This is a genomic window from Parasedimentitalea denitrificans (genome assembly GCF_011813015.1).
GTDB classification, from domain to species: domain Bacteria; phylum Pseudomonadota; class Alphaproteobacteria; order Rhodobacterales; family Rhodobacteraceae; genus Parasedimentitalea; species Parasedimentitalea denitrificans.
In genome coordinates this window covers 77,601-98,819 of record NZ_QHLQ01000007.1, presented here as the reverse complement: position 1 = coordinate 98,819, position 21,219 = coordinate 77,601, and the positions used below count along the sequence as shown (strand labels likewise).

Here is a 21,219-nt window from a genome sequence, read left to right as displayed (position 1 = left end):
TCGTGGGTTAGAAATCTTGCCAGATTTTACCGGCGCCGTCGTTTGCGGCCATGGCCATAGGTTGGCCCTCTGGCTCAACGTCATCCCAATCCCCGCCATGGGCCTGTGGCGTGTCACCTAAACCAGGAGATTCGGGGGGCGATACGCGGTCGCCTTCGCGGCGGCAGTGGGGGTTGGTATTGAAGTGTGACACCAGTTCAGACAGCTTGCTTGCATCTGCGATCAGCAGGTGACCGGCGGCGGTGGCTTCTTCGACCATGGCGGCGTTCTGCTGAGTTACTTGGTCCAGCTGTGTGACACCGACGTTGATCTCACCCAGACCGGTGGACTGTTCAGCAGATCCTACCGCCATTTCTGACACCAGCTCTGAGATATGGCTAACACGGTTGACGATGCTATTCAGCGCCTCGCCTGCCTTGCCAACCAGATCAACACCCTGTTCAACTTGCTTAGAGCTGTCGACAATCAGCGTCTTGATCTCCATCGCGGCATCCGAAGAGCGTTGGGCCAGAGCCCGGACCTCTGATGCGACAACGGCAAATCCACGACCAGCTTCGCCTGCTCTCGCGGCCTCGACGCCTGCATTTAGGGCCAGCAAGTTGGTCTGGAACGCAATGTCGTCAATCACGCCGATAATCTGGCTGATGTGGCGGGCAGAGTCCTCGATCTCGGTCATTGCCGAAACTGCATGCTGCACGACGACGTCGCTTTCTTCGGCCTCGGTCTTTGCCTCGTTGACAATGCTTTCCACACTGAGTGCACCATCGGAGGCGGATTTGACGCTGGCTGTCATTTGCTCCAGAGCCGCCGCTGTCTGCTCTAGGGTTGCTGCCTGGCTTTCGGTGCGCTGTGACAAGTCATCTGACGCCCGGCTGATTTCCGTTGCACCACCGCGAATGCTTTCGGCGGAATTGACCACATCATTGACGATTATGTTCAGGCTGTTTTGGGTGTGGTTAAAGTTCTGGCGCAGCGGCTCGTGCGCCTCGGGGAATGCTTCGTCGATTGGCTGCGATAGATCGCCATCAGCAAGTTGTTTCAGACCCTTATTGAGTGAGAGGATAACCTTTTCCTGCTCAATCCGAGCCTGATCTATTTCTGCCTGCATGTTTTTCTGATCTGTGACAGACTTACAGATGAACGAGAACGCATCCCACAGCTGGTTGACTTCAACAATGAAACTGCTGGTATTGTTGTTTTCAGTGATATTCCCGTTTGCGACTGCTGTCAGTGCATTTGAACATGCGGTTAGGCGTTGGGACAGGACACGCGCCATGTATACGCCAAAGGTTGCAAAGGCGAGCAAGACAACACCGGATATTGCCGCAGTGGCTGTGATTGTTGAATTGACTGACTTCTCTGACTGGCTAAACACCGCATCGATTTCAGCACTGTAATCATTCATTAATTCCACATAGATCGGATGGAATTTGGAATAGATGGATGACAGCGCGCTTCTAGTTTGAAGTTCTTGGCCCTTTAGGTCGGCGAGCGTTCCAAAAGTTGCACCATATGTTGCAATCAGTTCTTTGGCTTTTGTGGCGACCTCAGGGCTTTCAAATTGGGCGTCTGAAGTGGCAAGAAATGCATCAATCGACTCTTTAAGGCGGCCAGCGTATTTGAGATCACTACGCAGGAAGAAATCTTTCTCGTGTCGACGCATGGCCAGAACCTGGACAATCAGTTCTAGCTTTCCAACCTCTTGCATCATGGTTTCCACCTCGCGAACGCTTGCGCGCAGTTGTCCACGCAGGCCGGAGTTTTGGTCTAGTCCAATTTCCTTGGATAGCGTTACGAGTGCCGTGAACGTTTCGGTATATTCGTTGAGCAAAGCCTGCGCATGGGCTGTGTCTTCTTGACCGTGGGCATCGCCAACAGATTCGAAGTGGTGGCTGACCTTTTCAAGGATTGTATAAGCATGGCTCATGCTTTCGGCGTGCTTTGCCACATATTTCTCATCATGTCGCAGCAGGAAGTCTTTTTCGTATCGACGTGCTTCCAACAAGACTGCTTCGAGGGTTGAAGCCTCAAGCCTCAATTCGTTCAGCTCTGCTTCCTCTAGCGCTATGTCCTTTTGATAGTGCGACAGTTGGATCATTGCTGCGATCAAGCCGAGCATACCAAGGGTCGCAATTGCTATGATGACATAGAGGGATGTCTTCATCCGTATTGATTTCTTCATGACCTACAAACCTTTTAACAAACTACCGACTCAACTTATGCGAATGTGGTGAAGAAACGGTTTAGTGCGGGTTGTGGTGATTGAGGTCAGGCGTGAGATGGCCAATCCAGGATCGACGAAAAAAGGCGCCCCAACTGGGACGCCTTCTTTTTTCTTATGATACGCAGAGAGTTAGCCGATGATCGCGTTCAGCGTGGCGCTGGGGCGCATGACGGCTGCAGTTTTCACCGGATCAGTGTGGAAATACCCGCCCAGATCAGCAGGCTTGCCTTGGGCGGCTGCCAGTTCAGCTGTGATCTGCTCTTCTTTGGCAGCCAGATCCGCTGCGATTGGCGCAAAGTGAGCGGCCAGTTCAGTGTCATCGGACTGTGCTGCTAGGGCTTCGGCCCAGTAGCGGGCGAACCAGTAGTGGCTGTCACGGTTGTCAGGCTGGCCAACCTTGCGCGAAGGCGAGCGGTTGTTGTCCAGAATACCCTGTGTCGCGGCCTCGGCTGCTACACCCAGCACACCGGCCTTGGCGTTGCCCTGGCTGTCAGCCAGGAAGTTCAGGCTTTCACCCAAGGCGCAGAATTCGCCCATCGAGTCCCAACGCAGGTGGTTTTCTTCGACCAGCTGCTGCACGTGCTTGGGGGCAGACCCACCAGCACCGGTTTCGAACAAGCCGCCACCGTTCATTAGCTTCACGATCGACAGCATCTTGGCCGAGGTGCCCAATTCCAGAATTGGGAACAGGTCGGTCAGGTAATCCCGCAGCACGTTGCCAGAGATGGCGATGGAGTCGTTGCCAGCAGTGATAGTCTTCAGCGACTGGGCTGTTGCCTCACGTGGGGCCATGATCTGGAACTTGTCGGCTACACCAGCCGCATCCAGAACAGGGGTGACATATTCGATCAGCTGAGCATCGTGGGCGCGGTTTGCGTCCAGCCAGAAGATCGCCTCGGAACCAGTCAGGCGCTGACGGTCCATGGCCAGCTCGATCCAGTTCAGGATCGGAGCCTTCTTGGCAGTGCAGGAGCGCCAAATGTCGCCAGCTTCGACGTCGTGGCTGTGCAGGGTGTCACCATTGGCCAGAACCACACGGATCACACCGTCGGCAGGGGCTTCGAATGTGGTCGGGTGCGAGCCGTACTCTTCGGCCTTTTGCGCCATCAGGCCAACGTTGGCGACAGAGCCAACAGTTGTCACATCCATTGCGCCGTTGGCTTTGAAGAAGTTGATAGACTCATCATAGATGGTGGCATAGCAGCGATCAGGGATCACACAGTTGGTGTCGCCCTTGTTACCCGCAGCATCCCAGCCTTTGCCGCCAGCGCGGATCACCGCTGGCATCGAGGCGTCGATGATAACATCAGACGGAACGTGCAGGTTGGTGATGCCTTTGTCGCTGTCGACCATGTACATGCCGGGGCGGTCAGCGTTTACAGCTTCGATGGCAGCCATGATATCGGTGTTGCCAGCAACGCGGTCCAGCAGGTCGCCCATGCCAGAGTTTGCGTTCACACCCAGTGCTTCCATTTCAGCGCCGAACTTGTCGAACACTGGTGCCAGCCATGCCTTGACCGCGTGGCCAAAGATGATCGGGTCCGAGACCTTCATCATGGTGGCTTTCATGTGCAGCGAGAACATGGTGCCGTCGGCTTTGGTGTCCTCAATCGCACCAGCCAAGAAGGATGCCAGCGCCTTGGCGGACATGAATGTCGCGTCGGCAACAGTGCCTTCTTCCAGCGGCCAGCCGTCTTTCAGCGCAGTGACGGAACCGTCCTTGGCAACGAACTCGATTTTCGCGTCACCAGCCTGTGCAGCAGTGATCGTCGCGGATTTTTCGTTGGCGTAAAAGTCGTTGCCCGGCATGGACGAAACTTTGGTTTTGCTGTCGCCAGCCCATGCACCCATCGAATGTGGGTTGTTCTGAGCGTAGTTCTTCACAGCGCGTGCGGAACGACGGTCCGAGTTGCCTTCGCGCAGAACTGGGTTCACGGCGGAACCTTTGATGGCATCGTAACCGGCGCGAACAGCTTTTTCTTCGTCTGTCGATGGCTCTTCTGGGTAGTCGGGCAGGGCGTAACCCTGTGACTGCAGTTCAGTGATCGCAGCAACCAGCTGTGGAACCGAAGCCGAGATGTTTGGCAGTTTGATGACGTTGGCCTCTGGTGTTTTCACCAATGTGCCCAGTTCAGCCAAGTCGTTGGCTTGGCGCTGCTCTTCGGTCAGGCTGTCAGGGAAAGCCGAAATGATACGGGCTGCCAGGGAAATATCCTTGGTCCCAACGTTTACACCAGCGGCGCCTGCGAACTTGCGGATGATCGGCAGCAGCGAGGCGCTGGCCAGCTCAGGGGCTTCGTCTACGATGGTATACAATACGTCGGAGTTTGATTTATCTGCCATGTTCCATAACCTTTCAGCGATATTGGAAGCGTAGTATTTCGGCGCAGTGTGACTGCACCTTATTGGATCTCATATTGCCGCAAGAGAGTCAGGGATTCGGAATCTCGCGGTCTACGTTATGGGGACCATGTAGAACAAGCGGCCCCAACGTTCAATTGCCCGTGGCCAAATTTGCCGGAACATATTGCCGCGTTTGCGGAAATTTGTAGAAAAGCCCCCCTTGGCACAGGCAAGGAGGGCTTTTTATATTGGTGTGAAGCCCCCGAAGTTGGGGCTGGCCTGACTTCAGTCTAGAAGTCCTGCCACAGATCTTTGGCAGCGGAGCCTTCAGTGGCCGCGGCTCGCATTGGCACGGCTTCCACTTCCCATCCACCATCGTCACCATGTGACGTCGGCGCGGAGGGCGCGGCCGCTAAGGAAGTTCGCACTGGCGATACCTTTGACGAGCCGCTTGTAATCGCAAAGTGCGATACCAGACCGGCAAGTTTTGTGGCATCGGTGTTCAGCAGGTGACCTGCCGCAGTTGCCTGTTCCACCATGGCTGCGTTTTGCTGGGTCACTTGGTCCAGTTGGCTCATCCCGGTGTTGATTTCGGTCAGGCCGGTTGACTGCTCGCTGGCACCCTCGGCAATGCCCGATACCTGCTGCGAGATGTCAGTGACCTTTTGAACAATGCTGCTTAGGGCGCCACCGGCCTTGCCGACAAGGTCCACACCGCGTTCAACTTGCTGAGACGAGTCGCCAATCAGAGTTTTGATCTCGGTCGCAGCATCAGACGATCGCTGCGCCAGAGCGCGTACTTCTGAAGCAACAACAGCAAAACCACGGCCAGCGTCGCCTGCACGGGCCGCTTCGACCCCGGCATTTAGGGCCAGCAGGTTGGTCTGGAAGGCAATATCGTCAATCACGGTAATGATCTGCGAGATGTGATTAGAAGACGTTTCGATCTCCTTCATGGCCTCAACGGCGTTTTGGACAACAGTGCCGCTGTTCTGCGCTTCGGTTCTTGCTTCTTCCATCAGGTTTTCAACACTGCGTGCCCCTTCGGCCGCTGACCGGACACTGGCTGTCATTTCTTCCAGCGCGGCGGCGGTTTCTTCCAGCGTGGCGGCTTGGCTTTCGGTGCGGTGAGACAGATCATCCGAGGCCTGACTGATTTCAGCCGCACCGTTGCGAATGCTTTCAGAGGACTCGATAACCTGAACAACAGTGCCGTTCAGCGTTGCCAGGGACTTGTTAAAGTCCTGTCGCAACTGTTCGTAATCGGCAGGGAAGGCTTTTTGGATCTGAACAGTGAGGTCACCACGTGACAGAGAGGCCAGCTGTCGGCTAAGGGTTTCAACCACACCGCGGCGTTCCTTGTCACGGGCAACTTGGCCCTGTTCCATTTCCTGTTGTTTTAGAAGGGACTGTCGGAACACCTCGACGGTTTGCGCCATGTTGCCCACTTCGCTGCGGTTGTTCGTTGCAGGCACGTCAGTTTCGATCTCGCCATCGGCCATGCCTTGCATGCGTGCCTGCAAAGCCGCCAGAGGCCCGGTAATGCTGCGTGCGATCATGAAGCCGGCACCAGCGAGTAGAAATAGACAGGCCGCTAAAGTGGCGAATGCCGCCTTACGCACCCAGCTCAGACTGGCTTCGATGTCTGAAACGTAAGAGCCAGTGCCGACAATCCAGCCCCAGGGCTTATAAAGTTGAACATAGCCGATCTTCAGCTCCGGCTCTTCCGCATCTGGTTTCTGAAACCAATAGCGAACCGGGCCTGACCCGCTTGGCGCGGTGGCAACTTTGTGCATTTCTTTAAAGATCTTTAGGCCATTGATGTCCTCAAGGGCGGACTGGTCGGTCCCTTCCCATTGGGGCCGAAACGGATGGGCCTGAACGATGTTGTCCAGATCGTTGACAAAGAAGTAGCCGGCAGTCCCAAACCGAAGTGAATTCAGTTGGTCGCGCCCAAGCTGCTGTGCTTCTGTAAGTGTCAGTTCACCTGAACCAACCCTCTCTTCTAGCGCTATCAGCAGGCTTATTGCTGTATCGGTCTCATTGTGGAGCTCCATTTCACGCATCGAGTAGGCGTTATCGACAGCACGTGACAGCAAGAAAAAAGTAAGCAGGGAAACGATGGCCAGGGCCAGCGCAATCACTGCATAGATACGGGTAGACAAACGATAGAGTGCAGTAGTCATCGCAGATGAGTTCCTCTCGGTGCGTAATCCGATCCACCGCTAGGTATCGCCCCCTAAGAAAACCTTAGCGCCCCCCGGAATGGGGGCGTATCGCAGTCAAATGCAGGCGGAATGCTTTCTGAGGGTGAGCGCGAATCCCGCCACATCTCCCTTAGGTGGTTGTGTGGGAGGGGGCGTCTGAAACCCAAAGAGACTATTTCGCAAGAGTGATTCTAGCAGATTGTCAACGCCAGGTTGATGGATTTTCTCCGCGGACCAGCCTGCGTTTCAATTTTATCCATGCTTTTTTGGCCTTTGGCACTAAACTGGCCAGGCATCACACCTTGCCGGGCACTGACCGGTTTGAGGAGATGCAGCCATTTGTGACGATTTAAAATTTTGTCAGGGGGTAACATTGAACACCGAAACCAATACAGCCAACCAAGTCGCGCCAACCGTCGGGCACATGATTTTTGGCGATGGAACACCCAAAAAAGCCCTAGCTACGGCGCTTGTGGTTGGGTCCATTTTGACCCTGATTAATCATGGAGATCAACTTGTTGTAGGGGATATGCCGCCGGTATGGAAAGTGATGCTGACCTATCTGACACCTTATTGCGTGACGACCTGGGGTGCGGTGACTGGCAAATGGGCGCAATGGAAACTGGATTTCTCGCCGCCTGGAAGTGACCGGGATGCTTACCCAGGAGGGCGAAATGAAAGTTGAGGATCTTTTCAATCAAAGCAACATCGTCGATCTGAGCTTTTTCAACTTTAGAAATGCGATCACAGCAGCATATTACGCTAATCAGAGCTTTGAAATCCTCAAGGTGAACAAAAACTTCCTGCGGTTCTTCCCAGTCTTGGGCAATGTTTCCAACGCTTACTTTCCTGATGTGTTGGAACAGTTGGGGGTGCCAGGACCCCAGATAGATACCTGGATTACGGGTATCCGAGAGCATGGGGCAGTACGAATTCCGGAAATTCACATCTCGGACAATGGCAACAGTCGGGTCTATGCTCTGATGTCGGCGCGGACCGAAGATGAGAGCTTTTCCTATTTGAATGGAATTCAGGGGCAGTTTGTTGATCGAACAGATGAGTGGAACCTGCGGCACGAACGCGAGGAACTGCTGGAGCAGAAAATCCGTGACCGTGAGATCATCGAGGAAAAGAGCGCGCAGCTGGAACACTTGGCAACACGGCTAGCCAAGTATCTGTCGCCGCAGATCTATGAGAGCATCTTCTCAGGCAAGCAAGACGGCAGCACCTCAACCAAACGCAAGAACCTGACTATTTTCTTCTCCGACATTGAAGATTTCACCGACCTGTCAGAAACATTGGAGCCCGAACGCCTGACTGCGGTGATCAATTCTTACCTGTCCGAGATGTCTTCGATTGCCATCCAATGTGGCGGTACCATCGACAAATTCATCGGTGATGCGGTGATGGTGTTCTTTGGCGATCCTGAAAGTGACGGCGAAGAAGAAGATGCGCTGAAGGCGGTTGAAATGGCGATGCAGATGCAGCAACGCGTGGGCGAGCTGCAAAGCTATTGGAAAAAGCTGGGTGTGCCCCAGCCTATGCGGGTGCGTATGGGGATCACCTCGGGGTACTGTACTGTTGGAAACTTTGGGTCGGACAAGCGGCTTGATTACACCGTACTGGGCAGACCTGTGAATCTGGCTGCCCGGTTAGAGGGGTTGGCTGACCCGGGGAGCGTTTTGATCTCGGAAACGACTTGCAACTTGATCTCTGAACATGTGGCCTGTGAACCTGTCGGCGAGGTCAATCCCAAAGGGTTCTCGCGGCCGGTTGAGGTGTTCAAGGTTCTGGAGTTTCGATCAGACAAACACCGGGATCGGTTGTTACACCGGAGGTTGTCGCGCAGCGGTGATCATGTCGAGGTGAACGTGATCGACAGCAGTGATATTCGCGCCGCTATCGAAGAACTGCGCCGGATCCAGAAGGAGTTTGAGCAGCAGTTGGGGGGCTAGAGCGGCGTCCATTTGTTCTGCAACGCTGGTATATAATCACAAAGGTCAGGCGCTGCCCGGTGCGCCCGGCGGGACACTTGTAACAGCCGTTGTTCCTTAGCACTCTGTTTCAGATCGTTGCCATCAGCTCGCGCAATGAAGATACATTCATCCGCTTATAAGCCCGCTTGCGGTGGGTGATCACCGTGGTTTCGGCCACTCCCAAAATTTCAGCTATCTCGGCGGCGGTGCGGCCTTTGATGGTCATCGCCGCAACCTCGCGTTCGCGGTTGGTCAGGTCCGGGAAGTTGACGGCCAGACGGGTCTGCACGTCCTGCCCTTGCCATGTGTTGCCCCGTAGGGAAAAGGCGATATGGCGTTCGCTTGTCGCGAGCAAAACCCCCAGAACACTTGTCGCGGCGTCATGAATAGCGGTCGTAAAAGGGCCGTCTTCGATGCTGGAGTATAGGTTTACAGCGAGCCCAAATTTGGGAGTGCGGCGGATCAGGGAAATCCGAGCCGAAATTCCCGGCCGCTCATAGCAATCCCGCCGATAGGTGAAGGATTTGATGCTGTCATCGTGTTGAACCGTCAGAAAGTCACCGTTGCCTTCGGCGCCAGCCAAATAGGCTGCATTCCGGTCATCAGCACTGTGACGCTCATACCCCTTGGCTGCGCGGTCGGCCCGGCGTTGGCCCAGTAGACAAGCAGTATCAACCAATAGGGGATGATCCCGATCGCCCTGACAAAACAGCGAGATGAAGCTGGCCCCGGTTGTTGGCTGAGCAAAGTTGAGGGCTGCGGTGATATAATTCGGCGAGCCCATTGCAGCAGTCAGCCGTGTGACCTCTGCGGCGTCAAACGCAGCAGGTGGTAGGGCGCGCGCCATTTTCTGATCAATGATCATGATCGGGTCCACCGTTTTCTGTAAGCCACTTAAACAGGGCCGGTTTGTCTTGCTTTGGCGTAAACCATCACATGAACCATCCCGCAGGTCAAAGTTCCTCATCAATGAGGAATGTCTGGTGGTCAGAGGTGGTCATAATAGGTGGACCAGACCAAGACCAAAAGAAGCAGGGAGAGCAGCGGTGTTTTCAAAGGACCACATCGAGTATGAAGCCGTGGATCTGCCAGATCGCATGGAAATGAGCGACGCAGAGATGTTGGGGGCAGCCAAGGCATTTTATGACAACATCAAACGTCGCCACACGGTCCGGGACTATTCGGATCGGCCAGTGCCGCGCGGGGTGATCGAAGAATGTATCCGCGCGGCTGGCACCGCTCCGTCGGGGGCAAATCACCAGCCGTGGCATTTTGTGGCGATCTCGGATCCTGAGTTCAAGCACCGCATTCGCCTGGCAGCCGAGGAAGAAGAACAAAAATTCTATGACGGCGGGGCAGGGGAAGAATGGCTGAAAGCACTGGAGCCGATTGGCACCAATGAAGATAAGCCGCATCTGGACAAGGCCCCGTGGTTGATCGTGGTGTTTGCCCAGCGTTGGGGACATTTCGATGATGGCGAGCGGTTTAAAAACTACTATGTGCCGGAAAGTGTCGGCATTGCCTCGGGGTTCTTATTGACAGCATTGCATCAGGCCGGACTTGTTACGCTGACCCATACGCCGAACCCTATGCGGTTTCTGAACGAAATGCTGGGGCGTCCAGCGTCAGAAAAGCCGATCATGATAGTCGCAGTTGGCCATCCAACTGAGGATGCCAAAGTGCCAAAGGTCGCCAAGATGAAAAAGCCGCTGGATGAAATCCTGACGGTGGCTGAATAGGGGGCCGCCTGACCTAGCCGCGCAAACAGATCGAAGTGGTTTCCCTCCCCTAAATTTACACCTCGACGTTGCACGTCAATGAATTTGAGGCGACACTTCGGCAATACTAAAATCAAGGAGCCTTTTATGGCCTGGATCAAAACCATCCCCTACGACGAAGCGGTGGGGAAGCTGAAGATGCTGTACGACCGGGTCAAAGGCCCCGATAACAACGTCGACAACATCATGATGATGCACAGCCTGCGCCCCCATTCGATGGAGGGGCACATGGCGATCTACAAATATGTGTTGCATCACACGGGCAATACCGTTCCCAAGTGGTTTTTAGAAACACTGGGGGTGTGGGTTAGCCGTTTGAACGACTGCGACTATTGTGTTGAACACCACTTTTCAGGCCTGAAACGCCTGTTGCAGGACGATGCCAAGGCCGACGCATTGCGGGCAGCGATCGAGGCCCGAAACATTGATGCCGCTCCTTTGGATGAGGCGCAGAGGCTGGCGATGGACTATGCGCGTCAGCTGACCCGTGACCCCGGAGGGATGACACATGACATTGTGCTGCAAATGCGTGCGGCGGGGTATACTGACGGCGAAGTGCTAGAGATCAATCAGGTCACGGCCTATTTTAACTACGCCAACCGCACTGTTTTAGGGCTGGGTTGTTCAACCAAGGGCGACATTCTGGGCCTGTCGCCGAACAAGTCGGATAACCCTGACGATTGGAGCCACACATAGGGCGGGCTGATCTCCTAATACCGTTTCGCCCGGCGGCAACGCCGGGCGCGCCTGACCTTCTCTAGGTTTTTGGTTGGCCAGCTTATACGCGCCAGCGTAACAGCCGACGTTCGATTAGTCCGATGCAAGTGCTGAGCGTCACACCCAGGATCGACAAAATAGTAACCCCGGCAAACAGGCGCTCTAGATCGTACAGTGATCCGGCCTCTAGGATATAGGCGCCAATTCCGTATTCTGCGCCCAGCATTTCAGCCGCGACCAGCAAGATGATGGCAATTGCCAGACTAATGCGCAGCCCTGACAGAATGCCGGGCATGGCGCCGGGCAGCACGATCTTGCGCACAATCGACCACCAACTGAGGTTAAAGCTTTGGCCCATACGGATCAGACCACGATCCACATTGTCCACCGCGCCGTAAGTCGCGACAACGGTGGGGGTGAAAGTGCCAAAGGCGATAAGCGCGTATTTGGAGCCCTCATCAATGCCGAACCAGATCACAAACAACGGTAGCAGCGCGATTTTGGGAATTGGGAACAGGGCAGCCACCAGCGGCACTAACCCGGCGCGGACATAGGAAAACAACCCGATCATTACCCCCACGGCGATACCGACGCTGGCCCCCAGCGCAGCGCCGACGATCAGGCGGGACAGTGACACACTCAGATGTTTCCACAGCAAGCCTGTGCTGTAGAGCTCGCCAAAGGTTTTCAGCACATCCGAGGGTTTGGGCAGGGTCAGTGCCGAAATCCACCCTTGTCGGGTCCCCATCTCGGCCAGTGCGATGAGCACGACAAAGACCACCAAGCCAACCCAGCGGCGCGAAGAGGGGGCAAAGCCGCCGCCGCGAAATGGGACGGGGCGGATTGTAAAGGTGTTGACTTGGTCAGACATGGATCAGCTCCGCATCTGCTGCCTGCGCTTCTTCGCGCATCAGCTGCCACAGGTATTTCTGTTTTTCTTCCATCTCGACATTGCCCAGCCCACGTTGTTCCAGTGGTTGGTCCAAATGCACGATCTCGCGGATCTCGCCGGGGCGTCGGGACATCACTACGATGGAATGGCCTAGACGCACGGCCTCGGCCAGATTGTGGGTGACGTAGACGGCGGTGAAAGGTGTGCGGGTCCATAGGTTGACCAGATCGTCCATCAGCAACTCGCGGGTTTGACTGTCGAGCGCGGACAGGGGTTCGTCCATCAGCATGACTGCCGGGTTCACGGCTAGTGCGCGTGCGATTGCCACCCGTTGTTTCATGCCGCCGGACAGTTGCTTGGGCAGGGCCTTGGCAAAATCGCTAAGCTTGGTGCGGGCTAGCACGTTCTGGATGATGTCATCGGCGTCTTGGCTAGGAATGCCGTGATCCTCTAGCACCAGAGAGATATTGCCATGCACAGTGCGCCAGGGCAGCAGGGCAAAATCCTGAAAGACATAGGTCAGCGGGTTCAGGCAATCGGTCGGTGGAGTGCCGACCTGCAGGATCTCGCCAGCGCTGGGCTGTTCCAGACCGCCGATCAGGCGCAGAAGGGTGGATTTTCCACAGCCTGATGGGCCAACGATGCAGACAATTTTGCCGGATGGGATTTCAAGCGAAATGTCCCGCAAGACTTCGGTTTGGTCATAGCGGTGGCTGACGCCTGATAGGCGGATGTCCATAGGTAACGTCCTGTGGGTGTTGGATCTGAAAATGCCATGACACTATGGGGAGCAGGGCGGCGCTTGACCTTGGGGAGGTGCAAAGCGCCTTCCCGTGGGGAAGGTCAGGCGCTGCCCGGCCTGTCGGCCGGGCATAAGACTTTTGAAATTAACCCAGTGTCTTGACGTAGCTGCTGTCCACAACTGTATCCAGGGTGATGTCACCACCAACCAGACCTTCGGACTGGAACCAGCTTAGCTGATCTTGCAAGGACGCGGTGTTCATCGCGGCGCCTTCGTTCAGGCGCATGGTGCCATTGATGATCGACTTGGCCGCCTTTTCACGTGGGCGATCAGCATAAACGTACTTGTGGATCAGATCGACCATCTCGTTCACGCCGTCATCGCCATGGGCGCGGTCGATCATGGTGCTGTTGTAATCGGAAACACCCTTGGAGAAGCCTGCCAGAAAATCACCAGTCATGCCACGTTCATCCGCAGCGTTCTTGGCCGAGGTGAACACGGTGGTAACCTGATAGTCGGGCAGAACGTCGGATACGTTGCCGATGATGTGGACTGCACCGGAACCAGCCAGTGGCTTGGCAATGTGCGGCACGATCGACCATGCATCAATCTGGCCCGATTTCAGCGCACCGATGATGGCGCCGACCTTTTGCAGCGGCTTGAAGGACATCGAGATGCCTTCTTTTTGCGCCAGCTTAGAGCCCATGTAGTGGAACGACGAACCGGCGCTGGTGATGCCATAGCTTTTGCCGTCCAGCATGGCCGGGCTAGTCACACCAGCCTGAAATGCCGCGTCAGAGACCAGGTATTTCTGACCGTCGATGCCTGCTTCCTCGGACAGTGCGCCACCGATGATTTTGATCGCCCCCTTATCGGCCAATGACACCAGACCGCCAGACATGGCTGTCACGGCGTAGTCGACATCACCCGAGGCAATCGCCACTGCCATTGGTGTGGCCGCCTGAAAGAACTTTAGTTCGACATCCAGACCGGCCTCTTTGAAATAGTCACGCTGTAGCGCGATGAAGCTGGCGGAGTGGCTGGTGAAACGCAGTGCGCCTACGGTGATCTTGCGAACCTGCGACAGCGCCGGAGTGGACAGGCCAGCGGCAGCAACAGTGCCGCCCATCAGTGCCAATGCCTTGCGGCGATTCAATGAAATCATGGTTTTCCCTCTCAAAGTCATGGCCCTTGCCGCGACGTATCGATCGGATGGTCGCGGTAACAATTGGCCATATCTTGACCGCAGGGATACCCAAGTCAATCCAAGGAATTGGGAAATCGCTCATCATGTTCAATAACGCCGCGAACGTGCGATTTCCGCACGAAAACCGTCAAAATATGCGGAAATTGGCGAGGTTACAGGGGCCTCTCGGCCGGGGGAAATTACTCGCGCAGTTCTTCTGGGGTAACACCCCATAGTTTTGCCTTTGGCGCCCAGCCACGGTAGCCGCCTGCGGAGATGCGGCACCAGTTCTGTGAGCATGATCCTAGTCGTGCAACCACGCCCAGTTCAAAGGCGGCAGTAATTGGCGCGGTTTCGTTGGGCTGTGCCCGAACGGTCAGCATGTCTTCTTCGATCAACACGGTGCGGGTACCTGACAGCAGCGCATAATGCACCCAGCCGCCAACGCCATCGCGGTCGCGAACCCGGCGCCAATGTCCGTACTCGGCGGTGATTTCCAGCGGCATGTCACGGCGTTTAAACACCCAGTCGATCCGATGAGTCAGCGACGGGCCACGGCGAACGTTGCCCTCTGACGCCTTCATCGACACATAACGGGGCAAGGGCAGGTTGGTCACCGAGCCGCGAATCTGATCTGGTGCCGTGTTTGCAGCCGCATGGGTGACGGAGGACATAAGCAGCACGCACAGCGCTGCCACCAAAGGGCGCAATCTTAAAACCGAAAATGTCACTGCCTGCTGCTCGCTCTTGTTATCGTTGCCTGTTTTCCACCGCGCCTGAAGCGTTTTCTTGCCGTTGCCTCTGCCGGGGATCCCGCGGGCTGGTTCCAGAAAACTGCGTCACTTGGCATCGATGGGATGCAAGGGTTCTTGTGCCCTGTGCCATCCTGCGCCACGATGGCACAAAACAGGCTAAATAGAAATGCTATGGGAGTGGGCAAGTGGCAAGAGAACGTCTGAGTGTTGTCGTAACGCGACGGTTGCCGGAACCGGTTGAGAAGCGGTTGAGCGAATTATTTGATGTTACCTTGCGCACCGAGGACACGCCATTAAGCCGCGCAGAATTGGTCGAAGCGATGTCGCAGGCAGATGTGCTGGTGCCGACTGTGACAGACAACATTGATGCGCGTTTGCTGGGGCAAGCCGGTGAGCGATTGAAATTGATCGCTAATTTCGGCGCTGGGGTCGACCACATTGATGTGGCTACCGCCCGCCAACGCGGAATTTTGGTGTCTAACACTCCGGGCGTGCTGACCGATGATACAGCCGACATGACTATGGCGTTGATCATGGCAGTGGTGCGCCGCATTCCCGAAGGCCTGTCGATCATGCAAAAGGGCGAATGGCAGGGGTGGTCGCCAACAGCCCTGCTGGGTGGTCGTATAGCTGGCCGTCGTCTTGGCATTTTGGGCATGGGGAGCATTGGTCAGGCCGTGGCGCGCCGAGCATCCGCCTTTGGCATGCAGGTGCATTACCACAATCGCCGTCGTTTGCGCAGTGAAACCGAACAGGCGCTTGAAGCGACCTATTGGGAAAGTCTGGATCAGATGGTGGCCCGAATGGATGTCATCTCGATCAACTGCCCATCGACGCCTTCGACCTTTCACCTGATGAACGCCCGCCGTCTGAAATTGATGAAGCCAGAGGCGGTGATCGTGAACACCTCTCGTGGGGAAGTGATCGATGAAACGGCACTGACACGGATGCTGCGCGCGGGTGAAATCGCCGGTGCTGGTCTGGATGTCTATGAGCAGGGCACCAACATCAACCCGCAACTGCGCGAGCAGCTCAATGTGGTGCTACTGCCGCATATGGGGTCCGCGACACTGGAAGGGCGGATTGAGACCGGTGAAAAGGTCCTGCTGAACATCAAGACATTTGAGGACGGCCACAGACCACCAGATCAGGTTGTGCCTGCGATGCTCTGATGGCCTGCAGGGGGAATTGGGATGCGTGCCTTCCTGGCGATTGAGCTGCCTGATCAGGTCACGTCTGCCCTGTCTCAGGTGGCATTGTCCCTACCTGTCGGCAGGCCAACCCTCGAGGAAAACCTGCACCTGACACTGGTGTTTCTGGGTGATCAGTCTGACGCGCAACTGGAAGACCTGCACTACGAACTAACAGATATCCCGGTTCATGAGTTTGAGCTGGGTTTTGACGGGCTTGGCAGTTTTGGAACAGGTGCACCTAAGGTTCTGTTTGCACGTATCGCTGAAAACAAGGTGCTGACGGATCTACACCAACAGGTACGTCGTGCTGCGCATCGCACAGGTATCGTACTGGCCCGGCAACGCTATAGGCCGCATGTGACGTTGGCGCGGTTCGGACGTGGATTGCAATGGCGGGACGCTGAACGCCTTGAGGGTTTTATCGCAGACCATAGCCAAGTGGATATTCCAAGCTTTTCGGTAGCTGGGTTTTCGATGTTTCAATCCACATTGCACCGCGATGGGGCAATTTACGAGCCACTGGCGGATTACGGTGGGATTGATTTAGGTTGATTTTTTAGAGCCGAAAACGCGGAATGTCTTTTCAATTTTAAGTACGTTGCCGACGGAATCACCGGGGCTTTTTACTACCTCACCTTCCGAGTTCTCCGACCGCTTGAACAATCCGGTTACAGTTTCATCACAGGTGACCGTTTCAAAGCGGCAACTCGTCATCATCGAAGCTAGGGTGGAAGCGGTGTAGTCAGCAACATGAGCTATATGAAAGTACGATCTCAGATCGTTACTGTAAGATCCATCTGCGACAATGTTCAAACCTGGAACTTCTACAAAGGCGTAGTCTTCTGGCGTCATCGCTGAACGGATGCGATGCAATAGATCTTTGGGGTTAGGGACATGCTCAAGTACATGGGAAAGAATAAAGATTTTTGGCCCGCTAGGTATCGTCGAAGGAAAATGCGCAACCTCGGCGTTTAACGAATGAGTGTCTCGGGCGAACTGAATTGCATTCGCATCCAAATCACACCCTTGTACCGCCTTACAGTGCGCCGACAAGTAATTCAGAATTCCACCGGACGAGCATCCAATTTCAATGATACTGAAGTTTGACAAGCTCTGGCCCGAAATTGCGGTGTTCAGAAAGCCAAGAAATCGCTCGCCTTTTTCTTCCTGCTCTTCGCTGAACTTAGCATAGTCCACGTCCAACGATTTTGTGTAAAGCTTCCTGTAGTGATTTTCGTAGAATTCGTTGAGAAAACTTTGGCTCAGCGCTGGGTAGGTTTGAACTAGGCCGCAATCGTCGCAAATTTGCTTATTAAGGTCAAAGCCATAGCGGTCGCACTCGGCCAGGAGGCTAAAGTTTTCCCCACTGCATAAGATGCAGCCCTTTGTTACCAAATCTGTTTTCAAATAGAGTTCTCGGACTTGTCTGATCTGTTGGCGTCGGCTGCTAGTGGAACGCCTGATAAATCCGAAAATTTTGCCAAACCTGAAGTGTTTTAGTGCTCGAGAACTCATGAATAATCCTGCTTCGTGGGCGCTGTTTATTCGGCGTTCCAAGTGGAACGCCTAGTACTTCTAGTGGAGTTAAATTTAAGTCTGATCAAGCCTTTTTCTGCCTCCTGACGATCTTGAGCCTAACGAGGGGGAACCTCGTGGTCGTGTTTTCCAGAAAATTCTAAGGTGCTGATTAGGATGGGAAGGTTAGGAGTGCGGAGCGTTTGGAGCTGAAAAACGGTTCAGTTTTTTGCTCCGCTTGCCTAGGCTCCTCCTATTCGGTTTGTTTGGAGGTAATTATGCGTCATATTTTTCTAGGTCTATTGGCCAGTACTGCAATTGCAACCCAAGCCTATGCGCAGCAAGCAGCGGATGCGGTAGCGCCGGAATCAGCGACAAGTGGTGTGTTTGAAACTCTGTCGCCTGCGGTGGCGGCTTCGCTGAAGGCTAAAATGGCGGACAAACCGGTTGAGGCCGAGAACTGGATGATTGCCGCAGCCAACCCCCACGCGGTTGAGGTCGGGGCCGAGGTGTTGCGTGCTGGTGGATCTGCGGCGGATGCGATGGTGGCCGTGCAGGTTGTACTGGGACTGGTTGAACCTCAGTCATCGGGACTGGGTGGTGGTGCCTTTTTGGTTTGGTACGATGCCGAAAGCGGCAAGCTGACAACGCTGGATGGACGTGAAACCGCGCCTCTGGCGGCGACGCCAACCTTATTTCAGGATGACAATGGCGAACCGCTGAAGTTTTTTGATGCCGTTGTGGGTGGTCGTTCGGTTGGCACCCCCGGCACGCCAGCCTTGATGGCCGAGGCACATCGCCGTTGGGGACGTGCGGAATGGGCAACCCTGTTTGAGGCCGGAACGAAGCTGGCCAAGGATGGGTTCAATGTGTCCCCTCGGTTGGCCAGTTTGATCGAACGTGACGCAGATCGGCTGTCGCGGTTTCCAAGCACGGCGGATTATTTCTTCCCAGATGGGGTAGCATTGCAAGCGGGGGATCTGCTGTCCAACGACGAATACGCCCATACCCTTGGCGTGTTGGCCGAAAAAGGCGCCGAAGGTTTCTACTTTGGCCGCATCGCGGATGAGATAGTCGGCGCTGTGACCCATGCACCGGGCAATCCGGGCGTTTTGTCGTTGCTGGATATGGCAGTGTATCAGGTCAAGGAACGCGAACCGGTTTGTGTTGAATACCGATCGTTTGATGTGTGTGGCATGGGGCCACCATCCTCGGGCGCGCTGACGGTTGGGCAGATATTGGGGATGGTCGGTCACTATGATCTGGCCGCGTTGGGCGCTGACAATCCCGAGAGCTGGCGGTTGATCGGGGATGCCTCGCGGCTCGCCTTTGCTGACCGTGGCCGGTACATGGCCGATAGCGATTATGTACCGATGCCCACCAACGGCTTGGTGGATGCTGAATACCTGACGCAGCGGGCTGCCCTGTTATCCGGTGATGATGCTCTGCCCGAAGTGGCGCCGGGGTCGCCTGAATTTGACCATGCGCTTTGGGCTGATGACGAGTCGATAGAGCTGCCGTCGACCTCGCATATCTCGATTGTTGACCAGTATGGCAACGTGCTGTCGATGACGACAACCATTGAAAACGCCTTTGGTTCTCGGCTGATGGTGCACGGGTTCTTGCTGAACAACGAGTTGACCGATTTCTCATTCCGCAGCCACCGCGATGGGGTGCCGATTGCCAACCGACTGGAGCCGGGTAAGCGCCCGCGTTCGTCCATGGCGCCGACCATAGTGATGAAAGAGGGCAAACCGGTGATGGCCATTGGTTCCCCTGGTGGCAGTCGGATCATCGGCTATGTCGCCAGTTCGATCATTGCTTGGGCGGACTGGGGTTTGAACGTGCAGCAGGCCATTTCTTTGCCCCATGCGGTGAACCGGTTTGGCAAGTATGATCTGGAAGAGGGCACAGATGCCGAAATGTTGGAAGAGACACTAACCCAGATCGGCTATGAGGTAAGTTTTAGGGGGCTGAACTCGGGCCTGCATGCCATCGAGATTGGTGACACACTGCTGGGTGCGGCCGATCCACGTCGTGAGGGCATTGCGCTGGGCGAATAGCAACTGCTACCGGGTTGTGGGTATTGAACTAACTGGCGGCAATGCCCTAATCTTAACATGTGAAGTTTTGGCGCCGGCGCGCTACTCAAAAGGAGCCTACCAATGGTGCATGCAACGTCTCTTCCACGCAACGAGGCTGGGATTAAGGCCGCCATTGGTGTGCTCAAGCAGCTCTTTGGTGACCGTCTGCAAACTGGCGAAGCCATCCGAGAACAGCATGGCCACACCACCACTTGGATCGATAACCAAATGCCCGATGCGGTGGTCTTTCCGGTCGACACAAATGAGGTGTCGCAGATCGTCAAAGCCTGCGCTGAATACGCTGTGCCGATCATTCCCTTTGGCACTGGCACCTCGCTAGAGGGGCACGTGAACGCACCTGCTGGTGGCATATCTGTCGACACCAGCCAGATGAACAAAATTCTTGAGGTCCACGCCGAGGATTTGGACGTTGTGGTGCAGCCTGGTGTGACCCGTGAACAGCTAAATACCTATCTGCGTGATCAGGGGTTGTTCTTTCCCATTGATCCCGGTGCAAATGCATCGCTGGGCGGCATGGCTGCAACCCGCGCCTCGGGCACCAACGCGGTGCGATATGGCACCATGAAGGACAATGTTCTGGCGCTAGAGGCGGTTATGGCCGATGGCACCGTGATCCGCACTGCACAACGGGCCAAGAAGTCTTCGGCGGGTTATGACATGACGCGGTTGCTGGTCGGATCAGAGGGAACCCTGGGCCTGATCACCGAAATCACCCTGAAATTGCAGGGCATCCCCGAGGCGATCAGCTCAGCACGCTGTTCGTTCCGCACCATCGATGATGCCTGTCGCGCGGTTATGATGACAATCCAGTACGGCATCCCGGTTGCCCGGATTGAGCTTCTGGACGAGATGAGCGTGAAGGCGGCCAATGCCTATTCCAAGCTGGAGCTGCCAGAAACACCGCTGCTGCTGCTCGAATTCCATGGTTCAGAATCTGGGGTGGCAGAACAGGCTGAGACCTTCAGTTCCATCGCAGAAGAGTTCAACGGTTTTGACATCGCCACCACGTCCTCTACCGAGGAGCGCAACAAGCTGTGGCAGGCGCGTCACGACATGTATTGGGCCAGCCTGCAAATTCGTCCCGGCGCCAAAGGGATTTCGACCGACGTTTGTGTCCCAATCTCTCGGCTAGCGGAATGCGTAGTGGCGGCGCAGGACAAGGCAACCGATATGGGATTGATCTCGCCCATTGTTGGCCATGTTGGTGACGGAAATTTCCACTGCCTGCTTTTGATCGACATCGATAACGCCGAAGAGCGGGCGCGGGCAGGGGACTTTGTGTCGTGGCTAAACCAGATGGCGATATCGATGGACGGCACCTGTACTGGGGAACATGGCATCGGTCAGGGTAAGCGCGCATATCTGAATGCGGAACTGGGTGAAACGACCCGTTTTATGGCCGCAATCAAGGTGGCGCTGGACCCGGAGAACATTCTGAACCCTGGTAAGATTCTGGTCGATTAACAGGTGTTCGACCAGTCGATCTGATCACATAGGTGGCGCAAGGCACAGCCCTGCAACCTGCCATAATTTTGTACCACTTTATCCTGTACCTTTTCGGACAGGGCTGTGGTGCAATCTTGGGG

General features: G+C 55.4%; 17 protein-coding genes. 8 read left to right on the top strand and 9 right to left on the bottom strand.

Annotated features, from left to right (window positions below):
• Positions 1-7: 7 nt before the first annotated feature.
• The 3 genes from DL239_RS09220 to DL239_RS09210 form a co-directional block, all read right to left on the bottom strand.
• A complete protein-coding gene (locus DL239_RS09220) occupies positions 8-2,182 on the bottom strand; it encodes a methyl-accepting chemotaxis protein (protein WP_206188408.1) in 2,175 nt (724 codons plus the stop codon).
• 171 nt (positions 2,183-2,353) lie between these two features.
• On the bottom strand, positions 2,354-4,567 hold the full coding sequence (locus tag DL239_RS09215; RefSeq protein ID WP_167683715.1) for an NADP-dependent isocitrate dehydrogenase: 2,214 nt from the start codon (positions 4,565-4,567) through the stop codon (positions 2,354-2,356).
• A gap of 290 nt (positions 4,568-4,857) precedes the next feature.
• Positions 4,858-6,753: a methyl-accepting chemotaxis protein gene (locus DL239_RS09210; protein ID WP_167683714.1), complete on the bottom strand. Its 1,896-nt coding sequence runs from the start codon at positions 6,751-6,753 to the stop codon at positions 4,858-4,860.
• A gap of 394 nt (positions 6,754-7,147) precedes the next feature.
• Between DL239_RS09210 and nrtS the strand changes: the two genes are divergently transcribed.
• Positions 7,148-7,459 (top strand): nitrate/nitrite transporter NrtS, encoded by a 312-nt coding sequence (nrtS, locus tag DL239_RS09205; RefSeq protein ID WP_206188407.1) that lies wholly within the window; start codon positions 7,148-7,150, stop codon positions 7,457-7,459.
• Positions 7,449-8,729: an adenylate/guanylate cyclase domain-containing protein gene (locus DL239_RS09200; RefSeq protein WP_167683713.1), complete on the top strand. Its 1,281-nt coding sequence runs from the start codon at positions 7,449-7,451 to the stop codon at positions 8,727-8,729. The genes nrtS and DL239_RS09200 overlap by 11 nt, the downstream gene beginning before the upstream one ends.
• Positions 8,730-8,838: 109 nt before the next feature.
• On the opposite strand, the gene DL239_RS09195 is transcribed toward DL239_RS09200, so the two are convergent.
• Positions 8,839-9,615, bottom strand: coding sequence for a helix-turn-helix transcriptional regulator (locus tag DL239_RS09195; RefSeq protein ID WP_167683712.1), 777 nt, complete (start codon positions 9,613-9,615; stop codon positions 8,839-8,841).
• A gap of 181 nt (positions 9,616-9,796) precedes the next feature.
• On the opposite strand from DL239_RS09195, the gene DL239_RS09190 reads away from it, so the two are divergent.
• Positions 9,797-10,489: a nitroreductase family protein gene (locus DL239_RS09190; protein ID WP_167683711.1), complete on the top strand. Its 693-nt coding sequence runs from the start codon at positions 9,797-9,799 to the stop codon at positions 10,487-10,489.
• Between the two features lie 126 nt (positions 10,490-10,615).
• A complete protein-coding gene (locus tag DL239_RS09185; RefSeq protein ID WP_167683710.1) occupies positions 10,616-11,224 on the top strand; it encodes a carboxymuconolactone decarboxylase family protein in 609 nt (202 codons plus the stop codon).
• Positions 11,225-11,306: 82 nt separating this feature from the next.
• Here DL239_RS09185 and DL239_RS09180 read toward each other — a convergent pair whose 3' ends face one another.
• From DL239_RS09180 to DL239_RS09165, 4 genes are all read right to left on the bottom strand, one after another.
• Positions 11,307-12,116, bottom strand: coding sequence for an ABC transporter permease (locus DL239_RS09180; protein ID WP_167683709.1), 810 nt, complete (start codon positions 12,114-12,116; stop codon positions 11,307-11,309).
• A complete protein-coding gene (locus DL239_RS09175; RefSeq protein ID WP_167683708.1) occupies positions 12,109-12,876 on the bottom strand; it encodes an ABC transporter ATP-binding protein in 768 nt (255 codons plus the stop codon). The genes DL239_RS09180 and DL239_RS09175 overlap by 8 nt, the downstream gene beginning before the upstream one ends.
• Positions 12,877-13,024: 148 nt before the next feature.
• Positions 13,025-14,044, bottom strand: a complete 1,020-nt coding sequence (locus DL239_RS09170; protein ID WP_167683707.1) for an ABC transporter substrate-binding protein — start codon at positions 14,042-14,044, stop codon at positions 13,025-13,027.
• Between the two features lie 221 nt (positions 14,045-14,265).
• Positions 14,266-14,739 carry an SH3 domain-containing protein gene (locus tag DL239_RS09165; protein WP_167683706.1) on the bottom strand — a complete coding sequence of 158 codons (474 nt, stop codon included), beginning with the start codon at positions 14,737-14,739 and terminating at the stop codon, positions 14,266-14,268.
• Positions 14,740-15,005: 266 nt separating this feature from the next.
• Here DL239_RS09165 and DL239_RS09160 point away from each other — a divergent pair, with 266 nt between their 5' ends.
• The gene (locus tag DL239_RS09160; RefSeq protein WP_167683705.1) at positions 15,006-15,992 is read left to right on the top strand and encodes a 2-hydroxyacid dehydrogenase; all 987 of its coding nucleotides are present in this window, start codon (positions 15,006-15,008) and stop codon (positions 15,990-15,992) included.
• Positions 15,993-16,013: 21 nt separating this feature from the next.
• Positions 16,014-16,565 (top strand): RNA 2',3'-cyclic phosphodiesterase, encoded by a 552-nt coding sequence (gene thpR / locus DL239_RS09155; RefSeq protein ID WP_167683704.1) that lies wholly within the window; start codon positions 16,014-16,016, stop codon positions 16,563-16,565.
• Here thpR and DL239_RS09150 read toward each other — a convergent pair.
• Positions 16,557-17,420 carry a class I SAM-dependent methyltransferase gene (locus DL239_RS09150; RefSeq protein ID WP_167683703.1) on the bottom strand — a complete coding sequence of 288 codons (864 nt, stop codon included), beginning with the start codon at positions 17,418-17,420 and terminating at the stop codon, positions 16,557-16,559. The genes thpR and DL239_RS09150 overlap by 9 nt on opposite strands.
• A 386-nt stretch (positions 17,421-17,806) precedes the next feature.
• Between DL239_RS09150 and ggt the strand changes: the two genes are divergently transcribed.
• Complete coding sequence (gene ggt / locus DL239_RS09145; RefSeq protein ID WP_167683702.1) at positions 17,807-19,591, top strand: gamma-glutamyltransferase; 1,785 nt, start codon at positions 17,807-17,809, stop codon at positions 19,589-19,591.
• Between the two features lie 102 nt (positions 19,592-19,693).
• Positions 19,694-21,097 (top strand): FAD-binding oxidoreductase, encoded by a 1,404-nt coding sequence (locus DL239_RS09140; RefSeq protein ID WP_167683701.1) that lies wholly within the window; start codon positions 19,694-19,696, stop codon positions 21,095-21,097.
• The last annotated feature ends 122 nt before the right edge of the window (positions 21,098-21,219 follow it).

Bases quoted from the DNA above. Each gene is read 5' to 3' on its own strand.
- DL239_RS09220 (WP_206188408.1), bottom strand. From the start codon at position 2,182: ATGAAGAAATCAATACGGATGAAGACATCCCTCTATGTCATCATAGCA.
- DL239_RS09215 (WP_167683715.1), bottom strand. From the start codon at position 4,567: ATGGCAGATAAATCAAACTCCGACGTATTGTATACCATCGTAGACGAA.
- DL239_RS09210 (WP_167683714.1), bottom strand. From the start codon at position 6,753: ATGACTACTGCACTCTATCGTTTGTCTACCCGTATCTATGCAGTGATT.
- DL239_RS09200 (WP_167683713.1), top strand. From the start codon at position 7,449: ATGAAAGTTGAGGATCTTTTCAATCAAAGCAACATCGTCGATCTGAGC.
- DL239_RS09195 (WP_167683712.1), bottom strand. From the start codon at position 9,615: ATGATCATTGATCAGAAAATGGCGCGCGCCCTACCACCTGCTGCGTTT.
- DL239_RS09185 (WP_167683710.1), top strand. From the start codon at position 10,616: ATGGCCTGGATCAAAACCATCCCCTACGACGAAGCGGTGGGGAAGCTG.
- DL239_RS09180 (WP_167683709.1), bottom strand. From the start codon at position 12,116: ATGTCTGACCAAGTCAACACCTTTACAATCCGCCCCGTCCCATTTCGC.
- DL239_RS09175 (WP_167683708.1), bottom strand. From the start codon at position 12,876: ATGGACATCCGCCTATCAGGCGTCAGCCACCGCTATGACCAAACCGAA.
- DL239_RS09170 (WP_167683707.1), bottom strand. From the start codon at position 14,044: ATGATTTCATTGAATCGCCGCAAGGCATTGGCACTGATGGGCGGCACT.
- DL239_RS09165 (WP_167683706.1), bottom strand. From the start codon at position 14,739: ATGTCCTCCGTCACCCATGCGGCTGCAAACACGGCACCAGATCAGATT.
- thpR (WP_167683704.1), top strand. From the start codon at position 16,014: ATGCGTGCCTTCCTGGCGATTGAGCTGCCTGATCAGGTCACGTCTGCC.
- ggt (WP_167683702.1), top strand. From the start codon at position 17,807: ATGCGTCATATTTTTCTAGGTCTATTGGCCAGTACTGCAATTGCAACC.
- DL239_RS09140 (WP_167683701.1), top strand. From the start codon at position 19,694: ATGGTGCATGCAACGTCTCTTCCACGCAACGAGGCTGGGATTAAGGCC.